General features: G+C 44.9%; 19 protein-coding genes. 6 read left to right on the top strand and 13 right to left on the bottom strand.

All coding sequences use genetic code 11. The annotated features are described in order from the left end of the window. The first annotated feature begins 119 nt into the window (after positions 1 to 119). The 3 genes from trxA (at position 120) to M2444_RS30970 (ending at position 2,271) form a co-directional block, all read left to right on the top strand. Entirely contained in the window at positions 120 to 434 is a 315-nt protein-coding gene (gene trxA / locus M2444_RS30980) for a thioredoxin (protein WP_094876319.1), read from the top strand. Then, positions 403 to 1,851, top strand: coding sequence for a DHA2 family efflux MFS transporter permease subunit (locus M2444_RS30975; protein ID WP_280788936.1), 1,449 nt, complete (start codon positions 403 to 405; stop codon positions 1,849 to 1,851). Before trxA ends, M2444_RS30975 begins: the two co-directional genes overlap by 32 nt. Positions 1,852 to 2,094: 243 nt before the next feature. Further along, positions 2,095 to 2,271, top strand: coding sequence for a hypothetical protein (locus M2444_RS30970; protein ID WP_179283627.1), 177 nt, complete (start codon positions 2,095 to 2,097; stop codon positions 2,269 to 2,271). Positions 2,272 to 2,459: 188 nt separating this feature from the next. On the opposite strand, the gene M2444_RS30965 is transcribed toward M2444_RS30970, so the two are convergent. Next, entirely contained in the window at positions 2,460 to 3,206 is a 747-nt protein-coding gene (locus M2444_RS30965; protein ID WP_280788935.1) for a hypothetical protein, read from the bottom strand. Between the two features lie 57 nt (positions 3,207 to 3,263). On the opposite strand from M2444_RS30965, the gene M2444_RS30960 reads away from it, so the two are divergent. Beyond that, positions 3,264 to 4,430, top strand: a complete 1,167-nt coding sequence (locus M2444_RS30960; protein WP_280788934.1) for a UvrB/UvrC motif-containing protein — start codon at positions 3,264 to 3,266, stop codon at positions 4,428 to 4,430. 116 nt (positions 4,431 to 4,546) lie between these two features. Here the strand turns inward: M2444_RS30960 and pbfA are convergent, their stop codons facing one another. Genes pbfA through M2444_RS30930 form a run of 6 tightly spaced genes read right to left on the bottom strand, consistent with a single transcriptional unit; the run spans position 4,547 to position 11,239 of the window. Then, positions 4,547 to 5,902, bottom strand: coding sequence for a (R)-1-hydroxy-2-aminoethylphosphonate ammonia-lyase (gene pbfA, locus M2444_RS30955; RefSeq protein ID WP_280788933.1), 1,356 nt, complete (start codon positions 5,900 to 5,902; stop codon positions 4,547 to 4,549). Continuing rightward, positions 5,892 to 6,707 (bottom strand): phosphonoacetaldehyde hydrolase, encoded by an 816-nt coding sequence (gene phnX, locus M2444_RS30950; protein WP_280788932.1) that lies wholly within the window; start codon positions 6,705 to 6,707, stop codon positions 5,892 to 5,894. Before phnX ends, pbfA begins: the two co-directional genes overlap by 11 nt. Beyond that, positions 6,704 to 7,798 carry a 2-aminoethylphosphonate--pyruvate transaminase gene (gene phnW / locus M2444_RS30945; RefSeq protein ID WP_094874048.1) on the bottom strand — a complete coding sequence of 365 codons (1,095 nt, stop codon included), beginning with the start codon at positions 7,796 to 7,798 and terminating at the stop codon, positions 6,704 to 6,706. The genes phnX and phnW overlap by 4 nt, the downstream gene beginning before the upstream one ends. Positions 7,799 to 7,826: 28 nt before the next feature. Next, positions 7,827 to 8,828: an extracellular solute-binding protein gene (locus M2444_RS30940; RefSeq protein ID WP_218832797.1), complete on the bottom strand. Its 1,002-nt coding sequence runs from the start codon at positions 8,826 to 8,828 to the stop codon at positions 7,827 to 7,829. Between the two features lie 46 nt (positions 8,829 to 8,874). Further along, positions 8,875 to 10,494, bottom strand: coding sequence for an ABC transporter permease subunit (locus M2444_RS30935; RefSeq protein WP_218832798.1), 1,620 nt, complete (start codon positions 10,492 to 10,494; stop codon positions 8,875 to 8,877). Next, positions 10,487 to 11,239 (bottom strand): ABC transporter ATP-binding protein, encoded by a 753-nt coding sequence (locus tag M2444_RS30930; protein ID WP_094876324.1) that lies wholly within the window; start codon positions 11,237 to 11,239, stop codon positions 10,487 to 10,489. Before M2444_RS30930 ends, M2444_RS30935 begins: the two co-directional genes overlap by 8 nt. 209 nt (positions 11,240 to 11,448) lie before the next feature. Here M2444_RS30930 and M2444_RS30925 point away from each other — a divergent pair, with 209 nt between their 5' ends. Together M2444_RS30925 and M2444_RS30920 are read left to right on the top strand one after the other, a co-directional pair. Then, a complete protein-coding gene (locus tag M2444_RS30925; protein WP_094874051.1) occupies positions 11,449 to 12,210 on the top strand; it encodes a DeoR/GlpR family DNA-binding transcription regulator in 762 nt (253 codons plus the stop codon). 448 nt (positions 12,211 to 12,658) lie between these two features. Then, the gene (locus tag M2444_RS30920; protein WP_280788931.1) at positions 12,659 to 14,116 is read left to right on the top strand and encodes a methyl-accepting chemotaxis protein; all 1,458 of its coding nucleotides are present in this window, start codon (positions 12,659 to 12,661) and stop codon (positions 14,114 to 14,116) included. A 551-nt stretch (positions 14,117 to 14,667) separates the two neighbouring features. On the opposite strand, the gene M2444_RS30915 is transcribed toward M2444_RS30920, so the two are convergent. The 6 genes from M2444_RS30915 to alr all read right to left on the bottom strand — a co-directional run bounded on the left by M2444_RS30915 (position 14,668) and on the right by alr (position 21,185). Next, on the bottom strand, positions 14,668 to 16,896 hold the full coding sequence (locus M2444_RS30915) for a Tex family protein (protein ID WP_280788930.1): 2,229 nt from the start codon (positions 16,894 to 16,896) through the stop codon (positions 14,668 to 14,670). A 118-nt stretch (positions 16,897 to 17,014) separates the two neighbouring features. Next, on the bottom strand, positions 17,015 to 18,214 hold the full coding sequence (locus M2444_RS30910) for an MFS transporter (RefSeq protein ID WP_094872538.1): 1,200 nt from the start codon (positions 18,212 to 18,214) through the stop codon (positions 17,015 to 17,017). A 173-nt stretch (positions 18,215 to 18,387) separates the two neighbouring features. Beyond that, the gene (locus M2444_RS30905; protein ID WP_094872536.1) at positions 18,388 to 18,996 is read right to left on the bottom strand and encodes a TetR/AcrR family transcriptional regulator; all 609 of its coding nucleotides are present in this window, start codon (positions 18,994 to 18,996) and stop codon (positions 18,388 to 18,390) included. 157 nt (positions 18,997 to 19,153) lie between these two features. Next, on the bottom strand, positions 19,154 to 19,504 hold the full coding sequence (locus M2444_RS30900; protein WP_042124727.1) for a type II toxin-antitoxin system PemK/MazF family toxin: 351 nt from the start codon (positions 19,502 to 19,504) through the stop codon (positions 19,154 to 19,156). A 3-nt stretch (positions 19,505 to 19,507) separates the two neighbouring features. Continuing rightward, positions 19,508 to 19,789 carry a CopG family ribbon-helix-helix protein gene (locus M2444_RS30895; protein ID WP_025698676.1) on the bottom strand — a complete coding sequence of 94 codons (282 nt, stop codon included), beginning with the start codon at positions 19,787 to 19,789 and terminating at the stop codon, positions 19,508 to 19,510. Positions 19,790 to 20,003: 214 nt separating this feature from the next. Then, positions 20,004 to 21,185 carry an alanine racemase gene (gene alr, locus M2444_RS30890; protein ID WP_094872535.1) on the bottom strand — a complete coding sequence of 394 codons (1,182 nt, stop codon included), beginning with the start codon at positions 21,183 to 21,185 and terminating at the stop codon, positions 20,004 to 20,006. Between the last annotated feature and the right edge of the window lie 146 nt (positions 21,186 to 21,331).

Below are 21,331 nucleotides of genomic sequence, written 5' to 3'. Positions count from 1 at the left end.
TCTGTTTGACAAAATAATTAATTAGATATATTGTGGATATTCGAAGTCTATTATTTATCCTAATTATAGATATAATAGATCTATAATAGATTTAATTAATCTTGAAAGGATGATTCATAATGGCAATTCTCCATGCGGAAGATGCTACTTTTGCACAACTCATTCAATCGAAAGGGACAACTGTAGTCAACTTCTGGGCGCCCTGGTGTGGACCATGCCGGATGTTTACACCTGTGCTTGAAGAGTTTGAGCGGGAGTCGGATGAAACAATAACTGTAGTGAAGGTCAACGTGGATGACAACCCGAAGACGACTGGGAACTACCACGTGATGAGTATACCGGCCACCCTCATATTCAAGGATGGACAACCACGGCAACAAGAGGTGGGGATGCTATCCATACATGCCTTGCAGCAGCTCGTTGCATCCGAATAGTTCCTCTGAAAGCGGTGAAGATAGCTTGACTAATAAACCCAGCATTATTGTTGCCTCCCTGGTGGTTGCCAATTTTCTAGCTCAATTAATGCAAACGATGTTAAATACGGCATTGCCGCGTGTCATGCAGGATCTTGCCATTCATGAGAATCAAGCGCAGTGGCTGATTACGGTATACTACCTGATGATAGGTATAACTGTACCTGTTGCCGGATTTTTGATCGGAAAGTTTACTACGAGGGCCTTGTTCATGGCCTCTGTCGGAGCGTTCACAGCAGGAACACTGATTGCTGGGATCGCCTGGAGTTTCCCTTTAGTCCTGACAGGGCGTTTGGTTCAAGGCATCGGTGCGGGCCTGCTGTTTCCTCTGTTTCAGACGACGATACTCAGAGTCTTTCCGAAGGAGAAAATCGGTGCAGCGATGGGAGTAGTCGGTTTAGTTCTGGGGTTGGCTCCTGCACTTGGGCCTACTCTGTCTGGGTTCGTAGTTCAGAACCATTCATGGAGACTGTTGTTTTACGCTGTAGCGCCGCTTGCAGCCGCCAATTTATTCTTAGCTCATTTCACGCTGCGGAACGTAGGAGAGACTCATCACACCAAGCTCGATACCAGGTCCATTATCTACTCTTCACTCGGCTTCGCTGGCATATTGTATGGATTTAGCATTGTCGGAGAAGAAAAGGGGAATCTCGTTGTCGCTGGGGTCGTCCTTCTGGCCGGATTCCTGATCGTGGCGCTGTTTATTAAAAGACAGCTAAAGCTCACGGCACCTTTGCTCGATTTCAAGCTGTTTCGGCACCGCTCCTTTACCCGTTCTTCTATTGTGGGGGTGATCTTGTTTGCGGTGATGGTGGGAGTTGAACTCCTTCTTCCTCTGTATGCACAGACGATAAGAGACTTAACACCAAGGGAGTCTGGGCTTATGCTGTTGCCAGGTGCACTGCTGATTGGTGTCTCTGGTCTGATCTCAGGCAGATTATATGATCGTTTTGGGGTTAGCCGTGTAACCCAGGGAGGATTTCTGCTCATTGTGATCATGGCAGTGGCTCTTGCCCTCACGTTATCAACAAAGACATCCTTTAATCTACTGGTTATAATGTATGCCCTGCTTATGTTTGGAGTAGGGGCAGTAATGGCCCCAATTACAGCCTATGCCATGGCAAGTATCCCAAACACCATGGTTGCTCATGCTTCTCCAATGACGATCACGCTGCGCTCGCTCAGCGGTTCAATAGGAGGAGCCTTGCTTGTAACGATAATGACTTCTACTGCGAGTGCCAGTTCCTTATCCTTTCCACTGAATATGCTCGAAGGGGTCCACATTGCATTCTGGACGTTGACGGTTCTTGCCGGATTAGGATTGTACTTATCTTTTCATCTGCAAGAAGCGAGAAAGCTCAAGCCTGCTAATATTTAATTTCTTAATCTATCCTGTATTACCCGGCAGAATTCTCTGCCGGTTTTTTTGGTGTGGCTTCCGGGGCAGGGCAATCCTGAAGCGAACTTGAGACTTCATGCTTAAAGCATACTTTCCGAAAAAAAGTTGTACTGAATATAATTTTCGCCCCACGTTTACAGCGGAGGCTCCACCAGGGTCTGACACATATTTAAGCAAGGGGTAGTACGAGGAATGGCTGGACACCTTGCGGTTTAGCGATGGTTGTCACCGAATGACGCCCATACCCAGACACCGCTCATTCAGGCACTTCAAGCCCTTCGGGATATCGCTGTCCTAACGGCAACAACACTGGTCTCGGAGATGGTCAGTAACGCGGTTTGCCAGCGCCGCCTCGTTTATGAGTTACTGCGGTCTGGTGCCAAGCGAACATTCCGGTAGGGAGGGAAGCATTCAAGGGAAATAGACCAAGACTGGCAATACCCATTTACGGAGAATACTCGTTGAATCCGATCTAAAGGCTAAAACATATAAATAACGTTGGCAGATACGGTAGATGGTGTGGATACGGTAGACGCAGTGGATATGGTGAACATAGCGGATAAGACTAATAAAAAAACCTCTACTTCTCAGGGAGTCCATTGATCATGAATAATGCCTACTAGAGCATGATCCTCTCCAATCTTCTCAAAAACTAGGCGCAAGCTGCGCCAGTCCATCCCCTCCACTGAAGGATCGATGCCAGCAATATGATACTCGACGAAATCGTATTGATCCTTGGGATACACTTCGTTTAGGTTATTGATTGTCGCCCCTTGCCCAAGTCCCTTATTCACAGCAGTCTCAGCCATCTGCATAAAGTCCGCATCGTAGACAAATCGCTTGTAGTAATCTGCAAATGTCATCTCAATTAAATCACCCGTGCCAGCAAATGTCCGCCACACCCTTTTGGTGGAATCATTCATTAATCCTTCTACTTCATCCCTGGTGAATACAAGATCCTTCTTCGTATCCACATGTGCGTATGGAGAAAAGCGTAATCCTTTCTCCCCATGAACCCAGGCCGCCAACTGCTTCATATCCTTATTTTTAATTGACCTTATGACTGTCGTCGCAGCTTCCTCTACAGTTGGCGGAAGTCCCTCCTGATCCAGTGGCTGATCCGTGCTTGATGGCTCCGTCTCCTGTAGTGGCTCCGTAGTAGCCGCTGGTTGTGCAGTTTGCGTCTGCTCTGGCGTTTGCTCTGGCATCTGCATTTGCGTCTGCTCGGGGGTCACCTTCGGTTCCGTTCCCGCTTCCGGCGTTCCACTGCATGCTGTAAGCCATAGCATAGCTGCTATCAGCGCGAGCCCACCTATATTTCTTGCGAAGTACATTAGATCCCTCCTTATCATTGATCCTCTATTCTTCAGACTGAATTGAACAAATGAAGGTTGCAAGCTTATACTAAAACTATTAATAAGATCTTGATTGACGGAGGGGTTACTATCGATTTATCAGAGAAATTAAAGAGCCTTCCCCTGACTCCCGGCGTGTATCTCATGAAGGATGGCCTCGGCCATATTATATATGTGGGTAAGGCGAAACAGCTGAAACGAAGAGTAAAATCCTATTTTCAAAACTCGAAGTCTCATTCCCCAAAGGTAAAACAGCTCGTTCGCCATATTAAAGATTTAGATATTATCCATACAGATACCGAATTTGAGGCTTTTATGCTGGAGTGCAAATTAATTAAAGAAATAAAGCCCATGTACAATAGAAAAATGAAAAATCCACAGGCCTATACGTATATTGTAATAGGAACGGATGATAAAATGCCTTCGTTAGATATAACTTATGATCCTGCTGTCCATAAAGGTAACCATATTTGGGGTCCCTACACAAGTAGAAGTACCGTGGAAAGAGCCGTGCAAGGCATCAAGGAAAGCTCAAAAATCCTTTGCAGCAATCCAAGCTTCAAAAATTCTTTATGCCTAAATCATTCGCTTGGCTTATGTATAGGGATGTGTGCAGGCGGCGATGCTGCCGTTCAATATAATACAATCATTGATAAAGTCATTGCCCTACTAAACGGAACAGATTCCAGCCTCCTTGTGGAGATGGAGCAGCAGATGACTGAAGCTGCAGAGCAATTTGACTTCGAAACCGCCGCCAAATATAGGGATTACATCGGAGCCATCAGCTTCCTGAATCATAAAGAGAAGGTTATTGAATTCGCTGCAGAGAATCAGAATATCGCAATCCTTGAAGCCATGGATGAACAAACGCTTAAACTCATATTGCTCAAAGGCAATCGCATCCTGGCGCATACTAAGCTTGAATACGATCAACCCGATATTACTCACCTGCAAGCCGTTATAACATCAGCGATTGTAGATACTTTCCGCGGTGAACTTAACCAGGCCCCAGCAGCAATTACTCGCCATGAAATTGACGAAGCACAAATTATATACAGCTATTTAAAAAGCAGCTCCTGCAGCTATATCATCGTGCAAGAGAATTGGCTTGCAGCCGAAAGTCCTCCCCGTCTAGACATTGCGGTGGACGAGCTGTTGCGTATCTTTTTAAATGCTGCTCCAGCCCATTTGTATAATTTTTAATTCTAGATATGGATCTTGACTACGACAAAGGCGGGCGTTAACGCCTTAAACGACAAAACAGGTTTCTCCCCCCATGTACGGAGCGGAAGAAACCTGTTTTGAAGCTTGCCTATCTCTCAGCTATATTTACTTAATCCTTCATCCAGAAGATTAATTGCAAAAGTTAATTGCTCTTCAGACACAATAAGCGGAGGATGCCAAGTGATGCAGTTCCCTCCAGCTAATTTAAAAGAAAGTCCATTCTCCAAGCAATGATACAGGACCCGCTCAGCTAATTCCTCATTCTTCTCTTTAGTGTCTCTGGACCTCACAAGTTCAATAGAAATCAGTAGTCCGGCAATACGGACATCTCCTATGCAAGTATGTTTAGCCCATAGCGCTTTGAGCTTGCCTCTTACAAATTCAGATCTGCTGATACATTGTTCCTGCAGATTTAAGTCATCGATATAATCGATGGTGGCACAGATCGCCGCACTTCCTAACGCCGGTTTCTCATGGGTATAGTGACCCAAAGAAATATCCGCTGCACAATCATATTGCGTTCTGGTAAGCACCGCCGCTTGTGGGATCACCCCTCCGCCTAACCCTTTTCCGAGCACGAGAATATCCGGTTCGATCTCGAAATTCTGATGGACGTAGAACCTTCCGCTTCGCATTAGCGCTGTTGGAATTTCATCAAAAATCAATAGGATTCCATATTCATCACATATTTTTCTTAATCTTGTGAAATAAGATATAGGCGGGATATGCGTATCCGTCGCCCGAATAGGCTCAAGTAAGATCGCTCCAATCTCTCCTTCATGCTGAATCATATACTCCAGATAGTCGAGGCAGAAGGTAGAAACTATTTCATGAGAATGACTTCCCAGCAGGTTGCGGTATGCATTAAAAGGAATGGCTTTCAGCATTCCCGGCATTTGCGGGCCCATGTCCTTTTTAAACACGTATTCTCCTCCGGCAGCGATCGTGTCCAGCCCCGCGCCATGAAAGGACTCCCACATGGAGATGACCTTATGCTTCCCTGTCCATTTGCGAGCAATCTTAAGGGCCAGACCTACAGCAGCACTTCCGGAAGGCGTAAATAATACTTTATAGTCCTTTGAGGTCGTTTTGTTGATTAAAGCTTCCGCAGCTTTCACCGCAATATCTGCCGTAAATCTTCTTGGAATGAACGGTAGATCGTCGAGCTGTTTTTTCACAGCTTCAGTTACGTAAGGATTCTTATAGCCAATCTGATGAATGCTATTTCCATGAAAATCAAGATATTTGCGTCCATTCACATCTGTGATATAACATCCCTCAGCATCTACGATACTGTTCAAGCACGGCGTTGACATGGATTGACGCATATATGCACGCTCGTCCGCTTCGATCCTGTCTACACTCACAGCGCTTAACTGGTTCATCCACTCTTTCCGCAAGGGGCTAAAGTTAATGTCACCTTCTCTTTGTAGCTCATGATTATCTCGCATAAGGTCTGATTCCTTGAGAAATCAGGACATTGATTCGCCCAATCAGCTGAGGCAGCTCACTCATCGATTGAATCGTAAAGTCTGCCCCGTTTTGTATAAAAGAGGTCTGTGTCGCAGAGATCACCGTCTCCTTCTCCACATCTGAAAGTGCATTAAATTCATCCTCGCTTAACCCCAACTCAGAGCTTCCAATGATTACACCTACGGACCAGACGCCTGCATTAACACCTTCTTGAATATCTGAAATCGTATCGCCTACCTTAACAACCTTCCATGCTGCCGATAACTTTAAAGCTTCCATATTATGATAAATCATATACGGGTAAGGTCTTCCCAGTGAATGTGTTCCATCCGGAGTGATTACATAATCAGGCTGATAGCCCTTTCGAGCGGCATTCGGAATCACAACATCCATCATGGACTCTGTATATCCAGTGGTCGAGCCAATCTTCAGCCCTTGATTTCTCAAGACTTGAATCGTTTCAATGAACTCCGGAATCGGATCAGTATATTCGGATAAGGATGCCATCAGGGCCGGTTCGAATTCAGCATACAGGTTCTCTACATCCTGTTCAGTAAAAGCTCTGCCATACTTTTCTTCCCACATGGCACCTACTCTTGGCATGGATAACATCGCACGTATATGATCTATTTTCAGCATCCCCATAGGGGCTCTAGCTTCCTGCATCGTAACTTCAATCCCAGCTTCCCGAAAAATATCAAGGAACACATTCACCGGTGCAAAGCAGCCAAAATCTACCGCTGTTCCTGCCCAGTCCAGAATTACACCTTCGACTTGATTCATTGTGTCATTCCTCCCATGTATGCTTCGATAATATTACATAAGTTCTGAATATCTTCTTCGTAAATCTCACCAATATTCCCAATCCGGAAGGTGTCGTGCTCCGTTAATTTGCCTGGGTAGAGGACGTAGCCTTTTTCTTTCACATATTCATAGAAATCTTCAAAGCTGAATGTCTCATTCGGAAAAAGAAAGGTGGTTATAATAGGAGACTGCTTATCGTCTGTGATATACGCCTCTATTCCTATTCTCGCAAGTCTTTCTCTCAGTACGCGGTTATTATTCTGGTATCTTGCTGCCCTTGCAGGAATACCGCCTTCTTCGATGAGTTCTTCAATCGCTTTCGAAAATGCAGCCACTACATGGGTCGGAGATGTATAGCGCCATTTCCCATCCGCATCCATCGCCTTCCATTGATCGTATAGATCTAGTGATAGACTACGTGCATTCCCTTTACAGGTGAGCAGCTTATCCAGCTTGGCAATGACAAACCCAAATCCCGGAACACCCTGAATACATTTATTGGCGCTGCTGATTAAATAGTCAATTCCAAGCCCAGGTACATCAATCTCTATTCCACCGAAGCTGCTCATCGCGTCGATAATTAAAGTTTTATCGTACGCTTTTGCCAGTTGTGAAATCATCTCAAGCGGGTTTAGAATCCCTGTCGTTGTCTCGCAATGCACCATCACGATATGGGTAACGGCTGGATCCTCTTCAAGAATCCCTCTAATCTCTGCTTCTAGGGGGAATTCATTATATAGGGCACTATGCGCACGATAATGAAGTCCGATATATTCAGCCATTTGCACGATACGTTCCCCGTAGGCACCATTTGTAATAATCAGAAGCTTATCATCGGCTGATACCGCCGTAGTCAGCACGGATTCTACTGCAAATGTTCCGCTGCCTTGCATAAGAACAGCTGTGTATTCTTGGTTCGTTGCACCTGCCAAATCCAGTAGGCTCGATCTGATCTGTTGCGTAATGTTCTTATAGTCCTGGTCCCAAGTACAACGGTCAAAGAGCATTTGCTCTTTGACCGTGTTAGTAGTTGTCAATGGACCGGGTGTCAGCAATTTATAGTTGTTCATGGCCCTTCACTCCTTATTCTAATCTTAATTATTTCGCTTCTTTAAAGAATTGCTGATGTTGTTCCAGCAGTTCCACAGTCAACGGCTTAACAAATTTCATACTGTGTGCAGGTTTATGGATATCACTAACCGTTTCATCTTTATAAAGAGCTACTGGGTAATTTGTAATTAAGTCTTTTCTAGCATCTTTAATAATCGTTTCTGCCATTTTCATAGCCAGCTCTGTCGTTGCATCGTCTTTTTTCACCACGGCTACGGATTCTGTAAGTGAGAAGTTGCCTTCTGTCGGATCTACATAGTCAATGGGTGCGCCTTCTTCTTTAGCTAGTACTGCCTGATGACGAAGTCCAAATCCTGCAGCTACTTCTCCTGCTTTTACCTTTTTAATCGGACCGGAACCGGAGCTTTCCAGATGTGGGCCTACATTAGCAACTAAATCATGCAGAACCGTTTTACCTTCTTCTTCCCCGTATTGCGAAATAATCGCCTGAACCAACAACCATCCTGTCGAAGAGTCCATAATGTTCGGAACAGATACCAAGCCTTTAAATTCTGGTTTTGTTAAATCCTTAATGGACGTTGGCATCGCCAAGCCCTTATCTTTAAGCACCGCTGTGTTTACAAAAATAGCACCGGTATTCGCCAAGATTGGCGTATAGTAAGCTGGATAGGAGTCTAGCGCATTCGTCGTAAACGATAGATCTTTAAACATCTTGTGTTTCTCTTGCGCACTTTCTACAAAATAAGAGCTCATCGTGATCAGGTTAGCCTCAATTTTGTCTCCCTCTGCCATCAGCTTTCCACCCAGCTCAGAAGTACCCAAGGATTGAAAGAGATATTGCCCCTCGTACCCCGCACCTTTTAGCGCAGACTCCATAGAGGCTACAGCTTCTTCATCCGCATTGGTCAAAATCACTACTTTACTCGCATCACCCGATGCTTTATTTCCGCAGCCTGCTAATGTAAACACCAAACTCAAAGCCACAATAGACAACATGATTCCCTTGATTCCCTTAATTCTCTTAGACATAAATTCTCCCTCACTTTAACTGGTTTTTTTATATAAAAATCGTTAATCAACGAGAGTTTGATTGCCGTTTCTGGAGATAGTCACCTAGGAGCTTAATGATCAGGTTGGTGCAAAAGATCAGGATGGATAGGACAAACACCTCATTAAATTTGGCGAAATGCTGCAGCTCTTTTATTTTGCTCGCAACTACCGAGGTTTGGGCAGTCACTAGAAAGATAATTCCGCTAATCGTCACCATCGCATTGATAAAATAGTAGCTGACCATCTCTATCACCGTGGATGCTGAGTTCGGTAGAATAACCCGGCGGATCGTTTTCAGCCAACTATCACCTAGTAATTCAGCAGTGGTCTCCCATGATGGGTTCATTTTTGCCAAAGAATTCTTAGCCATTAAATATGGCGTTGTAAAATAATGGACAAGCGTGCAGAGCACAAGAATCGTAAAAGTCCCCTTGAGACTGCTGTTATTAAACAGAAGTAAATACGATAGACCAAGGACCATACCTGGCACCGTGTTCGTCACCATCGATAGGATGTCGAATGTCGCTTTCCCTTTTACGGGCGTACGCACATTGATCATAGCCGCCGCATAAGCCACGATCGTACCTACAATTGCCGTCAATGCTGCTACCAGCAAGGAATTTTTATATACATTGATCAAATCGCTTGATTGAAAAACATCCACAAAATGTTTGAACGTAAATGTTAGATCATAAGGATAGCCATTCATCAGCGGGGCAACGAACATGACAGCGAATACCGCCAGCAGCCCGATTAGAATCACGGATGAGATTAGTCCAAGAACCGAATCTCTGCCTTTATTCGGGATCATCTCGATTTCAGTCACCTTGTCATAATGGAAATTGAATTTTTCAAGATACGTTAACAACACAACCCCGAACGCCGCCGGTATTAACATCAGTACAGCAATAACTGCCCCATTGTTGAAATCCGGTATAGCCCCAAGCATGACCTGATACAGCTGAGTAGCAACCACGTTATACGTCCCCCCCACCGATGCAGGGATCCCAAAATCCGTGAAACTTAGGATAAAAGAAAGTACAAACGCCCCTCCCAACGTGCCCCACAAAGGCCGAACGATGGTGTTCATGAAGCTTCGCAGCGTCCCATCCCCCATAAGCTTGGATACGACGATGAACTTTTTATCAATGTACTTGAACGAATTATGAATCAGCAGGAAAGCAGAAGGTAAGGTATAAATTACGTAGCCTATCAATAGACCATTAAATCCATAAATCTCGAATAAATTCCGTCCGAAGATTCTAGTAATCAGCCCCTGGTTGCCAAAAGAGTACATGATCGCAAATCCATAAGTAATCGTAGGCAGCAGCATCGGGATTAGAATTCCAGTTCTAATAATGCTTTTTAACGGGCGATAGATTCTTGTACAGTGGATAGAATAGGCTAGGATAAAGGCTAGAACCGTCGTGATCATTGCCGTAACACCAGAGACCTTCATACTATTTCCGATGGACTCTCGAATCTCTTGATCTGCCAGAATGGTGAGATAATTGGATACCGAATAGCCTTGACCCGTCTCAAACGAGCGGATGAATAACACAGTCAGCGGCAAAATCAGAAAAACAACAAATAACAATACAATGGGGATAAAAATGATCCGCATTTCCGGTTTGGCTTTAGGCATAATGCTCACCGAACAGGTTATAAATATTTTTCCGTTTCACTTGCAGTTGCCCCAGAATAAATTCTTTCACAAAATCATTGCTAGGCTGTTGAATGATCTCTTGAGGCGTTCCGAATTGGGCAATATGACCTTGATTAATGATGAGAATTTTATCCGACAGGGTTAACGCCTCTTCAGGGTCATGGGTGACGATAATCGTCGTAAGCTTATATTCTCTGGCGATGGATTTAATCCGGGCTTTAATAGATTCCTTGATGATTCCATCCAGTGCGCTTAGAGGTTCATCGAGCAGTAATAATTTGGGCTTCATTACGAGCGTTCTTGCCAAAGCCACCCTTTGCTTCTGCCCACCCGATAGAGCGCCGATCTTCTTCGTTAAATGCGGCTTTAATTCCAGAAACTCGATATACTCCTGAAGCTCATGCTCCGACGTTAATCCTTTTTTATTTTTTAGACCATAAACGATATTCTCGTAAGCATTTAAGTTAGGGAAGAGCGCATAATCCTGGAACACTATATTAAATCCGCGTTTCTTCATGGGTACATTGCTTAAATCTTGATCATTAAAAATGATTTGCCCCTGCTCCATCTTAGCCAATCCCAAGATGATGTTTAGCAAGGTGGTTTTGCCACTCCCGCTGGGGCCGAGTAAGGAGACAATTTCCCCTGCTTGGATGTCTAGACTAATATCCTCTAGAACAACCTTGTTATCGTAATGCTTGCTTATGTTTTGTAATTTAAGCAAAGGTTCCACCTCCTCAAGTACAACCTCAGTATAAAAAGGTTTTGTTTTTGAGGATAAACAGTTACGTAAAATGTATGTAAACTTTAAATAAGTTGTGACTACATTATAATCATATTATGACTAACTTACAAAGGAGTTGTTGCCACCCTATACTAATCCCTTTATACTTCAACTATCGAAAGCGATATAAACTTTGAATGGGTGATTACATGTTTCCACTGGAAAGACAAAAGAAAATCATAGAAATCTTAATGTTCAAAAAGGTTCAGAAGCTGCCGGAGCTAGCAGAAGAGCTTAATATTTCTATCGATACCCTTCGCAGAGATATCAACCTGCTGGACAAGCAAGGGAAGATCAAGAAGATTTATGGTGGAATTAAACTGGTGGAATCGGAGTTTGCTGAATCTCCAATGGATGCACGAATGGTCGGTCACTTAGAGGAAAAGAAAATGATCGCCCAAAAGTGCAGCGAATATATCAACGATGGGGATTGCATCTATCTGGACAGCGGCTCTACCACCTATCAGATCGCCAAATATATCAAGAATAAAAAGAATCTCACGGTCATTACGAACTCCATTCCTGTGGTAAACGAGCTGATGAACAGTGGGGTTGAGCTTATTATCATTGGCGGAAAGGTCCGACTAAATGAGCAGTCTGTTATTGCATATGATTATCTGTTTAATTTCAGTGAATTAAATATCCTTAAGGCTTTTATTTGCGCAAGCGGCATTACCCTTGAAAAAGGCATCTCCGACTATAATCTGGAGGAAGCCCAAACGCGCAAAAAAATTATCGATCTCTCCAAAGAAGTTTATGTTGCCGCTGACCATACTAAATTCGGGAAAGATGTGACCATCGGTATCGCCTCACTCGATAAAATTGGGTACATTATTACCGACCGTAATATAGATCGAAGCTTCCTGCAGAAGTTTAAACCTAAACGCACGAGCTTGATTATTGCGGAATAATAGCTTTATCATTCTGACGATCACAAACGTACGTAAATAACGCTTCTCCCGATATTCGAGAAGCGTTATTTTGCATGTTTGCTCAAGCATCATTTTCTCCATGCCGCGAAACACACTCTCCGATTCAGAAAACCGATACCCTCATAGACAATTAGGGAAAATGTCCCTCTAATTCAGTGATTTTTGCGCTGCAGACTACTAATTAGGGAAATCCTCCCTATAATTCAGCTAATTCATTGGCGAATATAGAAATTACCCGGATTTTTAGGGAGGAATTCCCTTATTCCATTGATTTTATGCAATTATCGGCTATTTTCAGGGAGGTTTTCCCTAATTACTCTTCCAGACATTATTTTCTGAACATCTTTGAACTTAACATCATAGACATCATTTCGTGAATCTCTTAAACTAAAAAATCAGAAGTACTATTACATTATGGAGTGTGAATATGCCCTTGAATCAGATGTCCGAGTTACACAAGAGAAACAAATTAATTCTTTACTTGTTTTGGGGCTGTTTGTTGTTCGGTTCAATTTCGCTTTACAGATTTCCACAAACAATCATGGCGATTATATCAGCAGCGGTACCCCTTGGATTATTGTGTACGATACTAATCTGGAAACGTGTGGCTACACCCTATATTATGTACATAACAGCTATTGGCTTTAATATCATTACATACTTCTACATCGATGCAGGGGCAAACATCATTAGTACGTTAATTCTATATTGGGGTCTAGGCATCGTATCCCTTTATCACAACTATCGCCCCTTACTCCTTAATGGAGTGATAGCTTGCATCTTACTCAACTATTTTCTGATGACCAAACCGGCTTTTGAATCCGTTGATGCCTTAAGTGTTAACGTTTTTCTCATCATGATGATACTGGTTCTGATCTATCAGAGTCAGATTGGTGCGAAAATGTTCAAAAATATGTCTAAGAGCAGCATCGAAGCTGAACATGCCAGAGCGGAAATGGAGACCATTCTTACAGGCGTTACTGAATCCGTAGGAGTTCTGAGTCAATCTAGTAACCTAATGCATAACAACGTACTGACAACAGATCGAATTTCCAAAGAAGTCGTAACCGCCTTCCAAGAGATAGCTAGTGGAGTTGAATCACAAGCACAGAGTGTTAGCGATATCTCAAATGCTATGCAGCAGTTAAACGAATCAGCTATGCAGGCAAATGCTGCCTCCGTCTCCATGAGTAATAGAAGCCGTGAAAAGGTTCAAATTACACAAGAGGGGCAAGATGAAATCATTCGCTTAACTGGAACTATGTCTGAAGTTACAGAAATCGTGACGAGTACTGCTGGCTTGATGACACAAATGAATGAAGAAAATCAGAAGATTGAATCGATTGTTTCCAGCATCGTAGGCATTGCTGAGCAGACGAATCTTTTGTCTCTAAATGCTTCCATTGAAGCCGCTCATGCGGGGGAACACGGCAAAGGTTTCGCAGTCGTATCCAATGAAATCCGAAAATTGGCACAGTGCTCCCACAATGCATCCGCGGACATTGCCCAGATTCTCAGAAGCATTCAAAATAATATTACGCGGGTTGGTGATATGGTTTCTAACGGGTTGCTAGTTGTAGAATCAGGTAGAAATTCCACTGGTGATATCGCTCGATTATTCGAGGGCATTCGAAATAATACACACCAGGTGCTTGAACAAGCAGAAGACCTGAAGGACAGGAGCGTTCATATCAGGCACGCATCCAACGTTGTACTGGGCGAAGTTAATTCAGTGGCTGCAATTACCGAAGAGAATACCGCAGCTATTGAACAAGTCCTCGCTAGCGCTGAGGTCCAGCAACAACATGTTTCTGAAACGGTGATTAGCATCAGCAATCTAAATGAGTTAGCTATTAAGTTAGACAAACTAACCAAATCCTCGTAAGCTAGGAAAAAGAATTTACTCCTGTGTAGCCAAGAACTTTGCTTAGGTGATAAGTGATATAAGGAAAATCTCCCTATAAATTAGGTCTAATCTATCATTATGACTAGGTTATACGGAAATCCTCCCTATAAAACGGAGAATTTCCTTAAATACAACTATTTTAGTCGAGATATAAGGAGAAATTCCCTAAACTCTATCATAGTAACCTTCAATGAAAGAATTATAGGGAGAAATTCCCCATAGTTCTAGTGGATTGACCCTGAAGAGGTTTACGTACGGCCGAACGCGTAGAACGCAGCTCCTATAAATAACTAAATCACCCTAACCACATCTAGCGACTCTTCTGTGACCAGGGCTTGAAGCAGCATAATACCAAAACGCAATGAGGTACATTCAGAATCCGCTGGTGTTATCCATATTTTTCACATTGCATAATTTAAAAAACAGTGGCAGTTCAGGACCTACTTTCCGTCCATGAATGCCACTGTTTTACTGTTGGAGATTGTATACTGCTTATTTCCATGATCAATGGAGCAGTTCTTACTCCATAGTTATTTCACACTTCCCGCCTCAACACGCGGCGGACGCATGGTCAGGCTGACCCTGCCCTTCTTCAGGTCAACACCCATCACCCAGACGGTGACATTGTCTCCTACGGAGACAACGTCCATCGGGTGCTTCACAAAGCTGCCGCTGAGCTGGGATATATGCACCAGCCCATCGTTCTTGATCCCGATATCGACGAATGCGCCGAAATCGATCACGTTGCGGACGGTTCCCTGCATTTCCATGCCGGGAACCAGATCCTCGATCTTCAGCACGTCGGTGCGGAAGATCGGCAACGGCAGCTCCTCGCGTGGATCGCGGCCCGGACGCTGCAAGCTCTCCAGGATGTCGCGAAGCGTAGGCACGCCGACATCCAGCTTCACAGCCAGCACCTCGGCATTTTGTGCCTCCAGCTGTGAAGCCACTTCTTTGCTGCCCAGCTTATTTACATCAAGGCTTAGCTCGCGGAACAAGCGATCCACCACCGGGTATGACTCGGGGTGAATGGGCGTGCGATCCAAGGTGTTGTCTCCACCTGGAATCCGCAGGAAGCCGATACATTGCTCATAGGACTTCGCACCCAGACGAGGGACCTTTTGCAGCTGCTTCCGAGTCGTGAACTTACCGTTCTCTTCACGATATTTAACGATATTTTTAGCAATCGTACCGTTAACGCCAGCCACATAAGAGAGCAAGGCAGGAGATGCCGTATTTACATCCACGCCCACATGGTTAACCGCCGATTCTACGACAGCCTTAAGACTCTCTTCCAAATGCTTCTGGGAGACGTCATGCTGATACTGACCCACACCGATAGCTTTCGGATCGATCTTCACCAGCTCCGCCAGCGGGTCCTGCACACGGCGGGCGATAGAAGCTGCACTGCGCTCTGCTACATCCAGATCCGGGAACTCCTCCTGCGCCAGCTTAGAAGCAGAATAGACACTCGCACCAGCCTCATTAACGATCAGGTAAGCCAGCTCTGGATCGCCAATTTCGGCGATCACTTCTGCCGTAAATTGTTCGGTCTCACGAGAGCCTGTCCCATTCCCGATCACGATGAGCTGAATGCCATATTTAGCGATTAGTTCTTTAAACTTAGCAGCAGCTTCAATTTTCTTGTTGTTCGGCGGCGTAGGATAGGTCACGGCTACTTCAAGCAGCTTACCAGTATCGTCTACGACGGCCAGCTTACAGCCGGTACGGTAGGCAGGGTCAACACCCAGCACACAGCGTCCCTTAACAGGCGGTTGAAGCAGCAAGCTGCGTAGATTACCAGAGAAGATCGAGATCGCTTGATTCTCGCCCCGCTCGGTCATCTCCCCACGAACCTCACGCTCCACAGAGGGAGAAATCAGACGTTTGTAGGCATCCTCTGACACTGCTTCTAGCAGTTCCTTCACTGGGGATGGGCCTTTAATGATTCTCCGCGCAATGTAAGCATGTATTTTGTCAGTGACCACTTCAATGCCTACCTTGAGTATATTCTCCCGTTCACCGCGGTTAATCGCGAGTATACGGTGAGGTGGCATTTTGTGTACAGGTTCACGGTAGCTATAGTAGTTCTCATATACAGATTCCTGCTCGGCATCCTTAGCTTCAGACACAAGGATACCTTGACTTGCCGTATACTGGCGAACCCAAGAGCGGATCGCAGGATCATCGGCAATGTTCTCGGCGATGATATCCAATGCGCCTTGCAGCGCTTGATCTGCGGACTCCACTCCTTTTTCAACATCTATATATTGGGTAGCCTCGGTTTGTGGGTCCCCTTGTCTCTGCTGCTCCATGATCCAGTTCGCAAGCGGCTCTAAGCCTCTTTCCTTCGCAACACTAGCACGAGTCTTACGCTTTTGCTTGAAGGGACGATACAAATCCTCCACTTCCTGCAGCTTTACCGCATTGGTGATTTGATCATGAAGTTCCTTGGTCAGCTTGCCCTGCTCTTCAATATTGCGGATAACGTCTTTCTTACGTTCGCCCAAATTGCGAAGATAAGCCAGGCGTTCTTCAATATCACGCAGCGCATTCTCGTCCAGCTCACCCGTCATTTCCTTGCGGTATCTGGCGATGAACGGAATCGTATTCCCCTCATCCAGCAGTCCAACCGTTGTACGCACCTGCTTCAGGCTAATGTTCAATTCCTTGGCAATCGCTACAGTAATCAATTCCTGCTCCCGCTGTGCGGCCGCCTCATCCGTAATGACTCCCGTATTGCTGTTATCTACCGTCATTAGTATCCCTCTTCCCGTACACAATCTGCTTATACAATTCTTGTTCTCATAACTAAAATAGTATCACAGATCGGCTCTGTTCCAAAGTCCAGCCTAGAGAGGAGGCAGATTGGGTAGTTTACGCGCGTTGTCCCATTCCCCTTTTTCCAGAACTAAGTGACAGCACAAAACATAACGCTAGAACAACCGCCGCTGCCACATATGGAAAGTTAATACTTAGATCAAAAAGATATCCTGCAACGATTGGCCCTGCGATATTTCCAAGACTCGTATAAGCAGAGTTCATCCCTGCTACGAAGCCTTGCTGCGTTTCCCCCGCCATTTTGGATAGCTGGGTGCCTACCGCTGGTCGAAGAATATCCATAGCCAAGAATACGACAAAGGTAATCGCACAGATCGCCCAGAAGCCACTTACAAACAGGGTCAACAGAATAAACATTGCAGCAGTTATAAGGCAAGTGGAGATAACCTTATTCTCTCCGAATTTATTCAGAATCCAGCCAAATGCGGATACCTGCACCACAGCACCGGCGATCGAGCCAAAGGTAATCACAAAAGCAATATCTTTAGGGGTAAAGCCAAATTTATGATCCACGAACAATCCGAACACTGTTTCATAATTAGCCAACCCAAAAGCCATAACAAATACAATAATTAACCCGAAAAAGTAAGGTTCACGATAGGAACGCATCAATTGCGTGAAGAAGCTCTCCTGATTATTTTTCGATTGCTTCGCTTCCATCCGTTTCTCTACAGACAGAGACTCAGGCAAGATTAAAACTGTGATTAGAGCTGCGATCCCAGCCGCACCAGCCGCACAGAAAAAGGGTACCCGCATGCCAAGCTCAGCAAGATAACCTCCAATCCCTGGACCGATAATAAATCCGGTAGTAATGGCTGCATTAATAAGCCCCATACCTTTCGCTCTCTCTTCAAAAGAGGTCGTGTCCGCTACATAAGCCATAACCGCTGGCATAATTAACGCAGCGCCTACACCACCGAGCAATCTTGAAACGAACAAGAGCCAGGACACATTCGCCAGACCAAAGAGCAGCTCTGAAAAAGCAAACACGATCAGACCTGCAACGATCACTTTTTTCCTGCCAATTCTATCGGATAACCTGCCCGCGAATGGCGATACTAATAATTGGGCAAGGGAGAATGAAGCCACTAACAGCCCAACGGTACTTCCGGTGATCCCAAGTTCATTCATGTAAGTAGGCATGATAGGGACTACAAGTCCGATCCCTGTAAAAGCAAGAAAAATATTAAGCATAACAAGCAGCATAGCGCCCCTGTTTCTAAGTAGTAATGACATTGTGTTAACCTCCGTAGCTTCTAAAGCCAAGTCTTCAAATAGTTTCCCTGTAGAGACCGACCATCCGGTCTAAATTATAGCCAAAAAAATATTCCTTCCATTTCCGGTGCCTTCAAGAAGCTTCAGCCTTCATGATTCCTGAATGTAAAGCTTCTTTCATGCCCCCATATATGTTACCCCGTATATATCCCTTGTAATAACAATCGTACTGATTCCCGGTAATATTTTTTGATATCATCCGGAGTCTTTTCATGAGTGGAGTATTCGGAAACTCTTCCGATCCCTTCAAGCATGCCATTTACAATAATCACATAATCCTCTAAGTCACCTTTTATAAAATACCCAGTGTCCATGCCTTCCTTCAGTAGGTCGCGACACGCATGCGAGGCAGCCTCATATAAAAGAACAAGCCGCTTAGTGATATCCTCCGGATGAGCTCTACTTCTTGAGAATTCCTCAAGCGCCCGAATCAACGGATTCTGAAAATCATTTGCGTAGTGCTCGGCTAAAGCATATAAACGCTCCTGAACACCAAAGATTTCCTTCTTCTTATCTTCCCACGCCTGTAACCACTGCGCCGTATCCTCTTCTACTACAAATAGAAAAAGTTCATCCTTGCTCGGAAAATGATGATATAAGCTGCCTTTACTAACATTCGAAGCTACGCAAACCTCATTCATCGTTACAGCTGCATACCCCTTCTGAACAAACAGCTGTGTGGCTTTAAGTACAATTCGTTTCTTTGTTTCTTCTCCGTCTGAACGTCCTCTGATTCTAAGCACCTCCTAAACCGACCGTACGGTCTAATGTTATCAGAACATTTTGTAAAAGTGAACCCCTAATCCTTTTTTACCATGAGTTCGTAAAAATGCACATCAAAAGACGCCCGGATTCGTACCCGAGCGCCTATCTCATGGATTATCTATAACCCTAGGATGATTAAAAATCAATCAGTCCAAGGCTGATTTGCAGCGAATCATCCACCTTCTTCATAGTTTCATCATCAAGGTGGGTGATCTTGTCAGTTAAGCGTTGTTTGTCAATCGTCCTAACCTGCTCTAGCAGTATAACAGAATCTCTGTCAAAGCCATGAGCTGCTGCGTCAATTTCCACATGCGTAGGTAATTTAGCCTTCTGGATTTGGGCCGTGATTGCGGCCACAATTACCGTCGGGCTAAAGCGATTGCCAATATCATTCTGGATTACCAGTACTGGCCTTACTCCGCCTTGCTCAGAACCTACAACCGGCGAAAGATCAGCAAAAAAAACATCGCCACGTTTAACGATCAATGTCTACACCCCGCTTACTAAGCGGCCAAGAGTGCTGTCTGCATCTTCCTCCGCGAGGAACGCCTCGCATGCCATGGTCAAGTTGATCTTAGCCATTTCCATGTAGCCGCGCTGCATGGACTCCCGGATAGAACGTTTCCTCCGTTCGCTCAAATACAGCTTCATGGCCTGCCTAATCAATTCACTCCGGTTGGAATTCTCCAATTGAACAATTCCGTCCACTTCCTGCAAGAGATGATCGGGCAAGCTGATCATGATTCTTTTGGTGTTCTGCAAATTGGCCACCTTCTCTTCCACCCCCACAAACCTTCTGCCCTTGTGTTCCAGTGTTGCAATATACAAGGAATTTTATACAAGGAATATATGCCGCCAGTATATCAAGTATGCTGCATCCCATTATAAACTAGAAATGGCGGTTCGTATAGGCTTTTAGTCATATCTCCTAAAACGATATAATTCCTTCTATTTTCTCCCTTGAATAACATCACTGTCAAGAACTTTAAGATTGTAACAGAGCATTTACTAATTTAGGAAGTGTGCCTTCACGGATATAAACGCGCGGCACCCGATGAGCCAGCATGCAAATTACCTCGTAGTGAATCGTTCCAAGATGGAGAGCCAACTCGTCTGCCGTGACCATCACGTCAGCTTGACGGCCGATGAGTACAACTTCTTCGCCTGCTTTAATTTGTTCCGCTTCTTCAGCGAAAGATTTGAGTGATACCATACACTGATCCATGCAGATTGTTCCGACGACAGGAACGCGGCGTCCACGTATTAACACCTCCGCTTTGCCAGTTAGCATGCGGGAATATCCATCTGCGTACCCCACAGGTAACGTTGCGATAATCTCCTCGCTGTCTGTGAAGTACCGAGTGCCGTAGCTGACGCCCCAATGAGGAGGCAGGCTCTTCACATATACAACCTGCGTCTTCAGCGTCATTACCGGATGTAGTTCTACCAGCTGACGGTTTACCTCAGTTGAGGGATAGAATCCGTACAAGCTGATGCCTACCCGCACCATGTTGCTGGATAAATAAGGTGAATCAATGGCCGTAGCGCTATTGCCCGTATGTATGATCGGGATCTGAATGTTCTGCTCCCGCAGCGTTTCCGCCACGCTCATGAACCGTCGATGCTGTTCCAGTGTATAGCTTTTGTCTAGTTCGTCTGCCTTGGCAAAATGGGTAAACATACCCTCCAGCTCCGCCTGCGCAACAGACTGCACTTCAGAGATAAATGCAGGTGCGTCAGCTGGTAAAAGACCCAGTCGCCCCATCCCGCTATCAATCTTGATATGCACCTTCAGCCGATGTTCCGGATCTATAGGAAGCTGTCTAATAGCCTCTAATACTTCCGGTGTGAACAGTGTTACAGTTACATGATTCTCCCAGGCAACGGCTATTCCTTCAGGAGAAGTGTAGCCAAGCACCAGTATAGGAATCAGTATTCCCGCCTGACGCAGCTCCAATGCTTCATCCAAAAAAGCCACACTAACATAATCTGCTCCGAGTCTTTCCAGTTCCCGTGTCACTTCCACTGCTCCATGGCCGTACGCATTTCCTTTGACGCATCCCATAAACTTTGTCTCTGCCGGCAAGTAGCGGCGAAAGGCTTCGTAATTGGCACGCAATTCATCCAGATTAATTTCGGCTACTGTCGGTCGATAGCTTGCTTGCACTTCAAAGTCACCTTCTTACGTTGTAGTAAAACGTCATAGCTGTAATGATCATTGTCTTAGTACTCATGGTAATGCTACGGAAGGTGGCTGTCAATGTGAGCTCCAGTTATCTTTTCGCTTCAGTTCAAAGCGGCTGGAGCGCTGGC

It is taken from the genome of Paenibacillus sp. PastF-3 (assembly GCF_029893135.1).
Lineage (GTDB): Bacteria > Bacillota > Bacilli > Paenibacillales > Paenibacillaceae > Paenibacillus_AQ > Paenibacillus_AQ nitricinens.
Note: the sequence above shows the minus strand (reverse complement) of the source record. Positions and strands in the feature narration are given on the sequence as shown.

What these genes read in the sequence shown, in the direction of transcription:
- trxA (WP_094876319.1), top strand. Translation starts at nt 120, where the DNA reads ATGGCAATTCTCCATGCGGAAGATGCTACTTTTGCACAACTCATTCAA.
- M2444_RS30975 (WP_280788936.1), top strand. Translation starts at nt 403, where the DNA reads ATGCCTTGCAGCAGCTCGTTGCATCCGAATAGTTCCTCTGAAAGCGGT.
- M2444_RS30965 (WP_280788935.1), bottom strand. Translation starts at nt 3,206, where the DNA reads ATGTACTTCGCAAGAAATATAGGTGGGCTCGCGCTGATAGCAGCTATG.
- pbfA (WP_280788933.1), bottom strand. Translation starts at nt 5,902, where the DNA reads ATGCGAGATAATCATGAGCTACAAAGAGAAGGTGACATTAACTTTAGC.
- phnX (WP_280788932.1), bottom strand. Translation starts at nt 6,707, where the DNA reads ATGAATCAAGTCGAAGGTGTAATTCTGGACTGGGCAGGAACAGCGGTA.
- phnW (WP_094874048.1), bottom strand. Translation starts at nt 7,798, where the DNA reads ATGAACAACTATAAATTGCTGACACCCGGTCCATTGACAACTACTAAC.
- M2444_RS30940 (WP_218832797.1), bottom strand. Translation starts at nt 8,828, where the DNA reads ATGTCTAAGAGAATTAAGGGAATCAAGGGAATCATGTTGTCTATTGTG.
- M2444_RS30935 (WP_218832798.1), bottom strand. Translation starts at nt 10,494, where the DNA reads ATGCCTAAAGCCAAACCGGAAATGCGGATCATTTTTATCCCCATTGTA.
- M2444_RS30925 (WP_094874051.1), top strand. Translation starts at nt 11,449, where the DNA reads ATGTTTCCACTGGAAAGACAAAAGAAAATCATAGAAATCTTAATGTTC.
- M2444_RS30920 (WP_280788931.1), top strand. Translation starts at nt 12,659, where the DNA reads ATGCCCTTGAATCAGATGTCCGAGTTACACAAGAGAAACAAATTAATT.
- M2444_RS30915 (WP_280788930.1), bottom strand. Translation starts at nt 16,896, where the DNA reads ATGACGGTAGATAACAGCAATACGGGAGTCATTACGGATGAGGCGGCC.
- M2444_RS30910 (WP_094872538.1), bottom strand. Translation starts at nt 18,214, where the DNA reads ATGTCATTACTACTTAGAAACAGGGGCGCTATGCTGCTTGTTATGCTT.